Origin of the sequence: Bacillus sp. 16GRE42, assembly GCF_019837435.1 — a bacterium.
Classification (GTDB): Bacteria; Bacillota; Bacilli; order Bacillales; family Bacillaceae_G; genus Bacillus_A; species Bacillus_A wiedmannii.
Genome location: NZ_JADAXF010000019.1, coordinates 1 through 5,173, shown reverse-complemented (window position 1 = coordinate 5,173; position 5,173 = coordinate 1). Strand labels below are relative to the sequence as shown.

The 5,173-nt window shown below is 32.9% G+C and carries 2 protein-coding genes and 2 pseudogenes; 3 read left to right on the top strand and 1 reads right to left on the bottom strand.

The window, feature by feature from the left end:
* The first annotated feature begins 419 nt into the window (after positions 1-419).
* Positions 420-2,352, top strand: a pseudogene (locus ILS93_RS28325) (glycosyltransferase).
* Positions 2,353-2,415: 63 nt separating this feature from the next.
* Complete coding sequence (locus ILS93_RS28320) at positions 2,416-3,192, top strand: class I SAM-dependent methyltransferase (protein WP_064475993.1); 777 nt, start codon at positions 2,416-2,418, stop codon at positions 3,190-3,192.
* Positions 3,193-3,231: 39 nt separating this feature from the next.
* On the opposite strand, the gene ILS93_RS28315 is transcribed toward ILS93_RS28320, so the two are convergent.
* Positions 3,232-4,176 (bottom strand): NAD-dependent epimerase/dehydratase family protein, encoded by a 945-nt coding sequence (locus tag ILS93_RS28315; RefSeq protein ID WP_064475992.1) that lies wholly within the window; start codon positions 4,174-4,176, stop codon positions 3,232-3,234.
* Positions 4,177-4,355: 179 nt separating this feature from the next.
* Between ILS93_RS28315 and ILS93_RS28310 the strand changes: the two are divergent.
* A pseudogene (locus tag ILS93_RS28310) lies at positions 4,356-5,173 on the top strand (glycosyltransferase WbsX family protein); the annotation flags it as partial.

Here is a 5,173-nt window from a genome sequence, read left to right as displayed (position 1 = left end):
CCCTTATGTTAACATCTTCATGTTTCAATGTCAACTAAGTTTTTCATTTCGTTTGCCGCGTTCTGCGTTATTGCATCGGCGACTTGTTCTATATTACACCCCTATATCCTAATCGTCAATACCTTTTATCCTTTTTATTTTATAAATTCTAAAGGGTATTGAACCTTCTTCATTTATACTCCGTTCCTAGAGATTAATAAACTGATGTAATCACTTTCATAATCGACAGTTTATACTTTCTTACTTACACCTTTCTAAAGAATGAATAGCAAGCCAAACAAATATATATTAAAGGTAGCACTTTTTATTTCGAGTACATTCCAGCTGCATTCACAATTATCTCCTACCACTTCTCTCTAGGAATTATAAATACACCATGCATTTACTAAAAATCTAATTAACTTAGGAGGCGTTATGAAATGCATGTTAATAAGAAGATCATTTATGTATCCCATGATGCCCATTTCCACGGAGCACAACTTCTTTCTTTACATACTATTAAAGCTCTTAAAGAAAACTTTCATTACTCCGTCGCAATTATTTCTATTGGAACGGGCATTTTAATCCACGATTTTCAAAAGTATGGTCCTGTTTATTGCCTAGAGGAAGACTACCCAACGGAAAAAAGGTCGAATTATTAATAAAGAAGTTACTATCACAAGACTATACCATCGCCATATGTAGTACCGTCATAAGTGGTGATATAGTTGCATTACTAGCTAAACACAATATAAAAGTTATTTCATTAATACATGAATTGCCGCATTTAATACAACAGTACTCTGCCGAGGGAAAAGCGAGAAACATTGCCGAGTTTGCTTACAAAATTGTCTTCCCTTCACAGTACGTGTATGAAAAATTCCGTACAATCACCCAATTAGATCATTAAAAATGCCACATCCCCCCTCAAGGTTTGTTTAACCACAATCCTTATAAGAACAATATTGCAAAAGCGAGAAACGAATTACGAAAAAAACACAACCTGCCTCTAGATAGCAACATCATTTTTGGGGTAAGTTTTGCTGATCATCGGAAAGGGATAGATTTATTCTCACTTATTGCTTACTCAGTAAGAAAGGTTCATACGAATATTCATTTTATCTGGGGCGGGAGAACAGATGTTCATTTCTTTAACACGCTATCCCCAAGGTATACAGCACATTTCACATTAGTTGAGCCTACTCCAGATATCGGTTTATATAACGCCGGGGCTGATTTGTATTTATTAACTTCAAGAGAAGATCCTTTTCCAAACGTTGTTTTAGAAGCATTAGATACAAAAGTCCCTGTTATAGAGTTTAAAAATGCTGGAGGTTTTGAAGATGTTGTTACGGAACAAACTGGCGCCTTAGTAGACTTTTTAAATTTACCGCAGTTGCTGGAAAGAATATATGAATTTATTGGAGATGAAGACTTACGATTACAAAAAGGGCGCTTTGGCCAAGAGCTTATTGAAAAAGATTTCAACTTTCTTCATTATATTTATCAATTATTAAACCTGCTTGAACATAATTACAAAAAAATAAGCGTAATCATATCGAACTATAATTACGAAAAATACTTACCTGACCGAGTTAAATCCATATTAAACCAAACCTATCCCCTTTACGAACTAATTTTCCTAGACGATGCCTCTACTGACAATAGCGTATCTATATTTAAACAGCTGCTCTCAAACGAAAATAAGCCCCACTTAAAAGTTCAGCAGATTATTAATGATAAAAACTCTGGTTCTGTATTTAAACAATGGATAAAAGGCGTCTCTGCAGCAACCAGTGATTATATTTTGATTGCAGAGGCCGATGACTTATGTGATCAGACATTTTTAGAAGAAGTAATACAAGGGTTTCATATAAATGGTGATGTTACCTTAAGCTACACACAATCACAACAAATAGATGAGCAAGGAAATATCCTGGCCAATCATTATTTAGATTACACAAATGATATTGATAAAGAAAAATGGAAAAGTTCTTATTTCCGAAAAGGAATAGATGAAATACAAGATACATTACTTATCAAAAACACCATACCTAATGTCTCAAGTGTAGTTTTTAAAAACATAGATATAAAAATAACAGAAAAACAATTAGAAAAGTTTAAAGTAGCTGGTGATTGGTTTTTCTATGTTTCTATTCTTAAAGAGGGGAACATTTATTTCAATCCAAAACCGCTAAACTATCATAGACGACATACAAATAGCGTAACGAGAACAGAAGATTCATATTCCCATTACAGTGAAGTTGTACAAATGCAGAATTTCATTAAAGAAACCTTTACTATCGACGACATTTCAAAAAAAAAATGTACACATATAGAAAGTATCTTAAAGCATATTTGAAGATTGAATGATATATTTTCTTCGCCATCAGTATCTCTTGTAAGACGTTACTATCATTTAAGGGGGGTTACTCATTGAAAGAATTTATAGAGGCAAATAAAGATTTGATTTCTCGAATTGCACACAACTACAATGTAAATGCAAGTATCCATCCAGAGGATCATATCTTTCAATTCCTTGTCACTAATCCAGTCTTCCCATCTAAAAAAGAAGCGATAGATTATTATTTTCAAGATGGGAGAAAATCTGCAGAAACACTCTTAGATTTAATTACTTCCTTCCATCCCCCTATAGACACTCCAATAAAATTATTAGAATTCGCATCCGGATACGGCTGCGTAACACGTCATTTATTAAACCTACAAACGAACTTAAGTATAACTACCTGCGATATACATGAAGAGGCTATTACTTTTATTGAACGTACATTAAATACTTCCTCTATCTTATCTCACCCTGAACCTGAACAAGTAAATTTGACCTCGTCTACGTATGATATCGTCTTTTGTCTATCATTTTTTTCTCATATGCCTAATACAACTTGGTTTCGTTGGCTTCAAACATTGTATAATGCTGTTTCTCCTGAAGGCTTACTCATTTTCACAACTCATGGTTATCAAAGTAAAAAGTACTTCAGCTTTCCAGATTTAAATAAACAGGGTTATTGGTTTCTCCCTTCTAGTGAACAATTGGATTTGGATGTTCATCAATACGGGCAAATGATCGTTAGTCCCTCTTACGTATGTGACAAAATTAAATTATTACCCTATAACCCTGTTATCAAAAAATACACTGAAGGTTTTTGGTGGGAACATCAAGACCTTTGGGTAATAAAAAAAGAAATAAAATAATAAACCACGCTCTACTTATACAAAAGTAGGCATGGCTTATTATTTTTTACTATATAAGAACTCTTCAATCCATAGCTTATTTAATCTAATTCCACTTTTGAAATCTATTTTCGGTTCCCAATTACATTCTCGTCTTACTCTATCTATATTTAAAATAATTTGTTGAACATTTTCTTGCCTTTGTTTATAGCAGGTAAAGTCCACTCTTCTTTCCGTTAATTTCTCCAATTCTACTATAATTCGTTTTAAAGAGAGACCCTTGCCGCTCCCTATGTTATACACACAAGATTTCAAACGATTTAAGTGTGATAGTTGTATAGTGATTTCAACTAAATCATCGATATAAATATAATCTCGAATAATCTCTTGTGGATTCCCATATATATTAATCTTTTCATTACTGAGATGCTGATACAAAAAACAGTTTATTGCCCCAACTTTCTTTAAAGGATTTTGATATTTTCCATATGGATTAGAATATCTACATACAACATAGTCAATTCCGTATTTTTTCTTATAAAAGTACAAGTAATTTTCAAGCGACACTTTTGTTATTCCGTAAGGAGAAAGTGGTTTTAATGGATGTTTCTCATCAATAGGTAAATATTCAGGTTCACCATACACGGTGCCCCCAGAAGATGCTAATACAATTCTTCTAATAGGAAAGTTTTTAACGCTTTCCATGAAATTAAGAAAAAAAAAGCTACTGTTCATATCTCCAAAAATATCTTCAATTGAAGTTGCTACATTAGACGTTGCAGCTAAATAAATAATAATATCCACATCCACTAAAGCTTTATATATATCTTCAACATTCGCTAAATCACCTTTAATAAATTCAACATCACTTATAATATTTTGAGGGAAATTATTTATATGTCTGGAAAATACTTTTACATTTTGATCTTGTTTCAATAAACCTAATGCGAGGTTAATACCAATGAAACTATTTCCACCTACTATTAAATAATTATTCTTCCTCATAATATCCTCTCTAGTAATAAGATTTTTGCTTATCACACCTAGAAATACAAATAAACGAAATTGGTCACCTCTATTATTCATTCTCTTATAATTGTATGCCCCTTATAAATTTTCATTATCTTTATTTTATATTTTCCTTTTAGAATCGATACCTTATTTAAGATGACCGCAAAAACACTCATAACTGGTTTAAAGGAAAAAGACTATTGGAGACACCCTTTAATGAGGTATTTAAAATGAAGGAACCAGATTTTCCATTTTGCCTTTCTTGGGCAAATGAACCGTGGACAAAAACTTGGGATGGTCTTGATAGTCACATATTAAAGCCTCAAAATTATGGAGAGTTATCGGATTGGAAAGAACACTTTGAGTATTTATTACAAGCTTTCCAAGATGAGAGATATATCCGTATAGATGATAAACCACTATTCATTATTTATCGTCCCGGGCATATTCCTGATTGTGAACAAATGCTTCATTATTGGAATACACTCGCACAAGAAAATGGTTTGAAAGGTATATACTTTGCAGAAACATTAAACAGCTTTCCACTTCCTAATATAAATGGATTTGATGCTAGCATTCAATTCGAGCCTTTTTATACAATTGCCCATGATAGCTCTTCAGACATAAATAAGGCAATATATGAGTCTGGTAAACAAATAAACGCTTGGGATTATGATAAAGTGTGGATGTATATACTAAAGCGATCTCCTCCAGAGAAAAAAACATTTCCTGGTGCCTTTGTTGACTGGGACAATACAGCACGCCGCAAAGACTTAAATAGCAGCATCTTCCTAGGTTCTACCCCTAGGAAGTTCACGATATATTTAAGCAAACAAATCCAGCGTACCTATTCTCTTTACAACAGCGAGTTTTTATTTATTAATGCGTGGAATGAATGGGCAGAAGGTACTTTACTTAGAACCAGATAAAAGGCATGGATTCGCCTATTTAGAAGGAGTTAAGCAGGCAATTAACAGAGGTATGAAAGCAT

What these genes read in the sequence shown, in the direction of transcription:
- ILS93_RS28315 (WP_064475992.1), bottom strand. Translation starts at nt 4,176, where the DNA reads ATGAGGAAGAATAATTATTTAATAGTAGGTGGAAATAGTTTCATTGGT.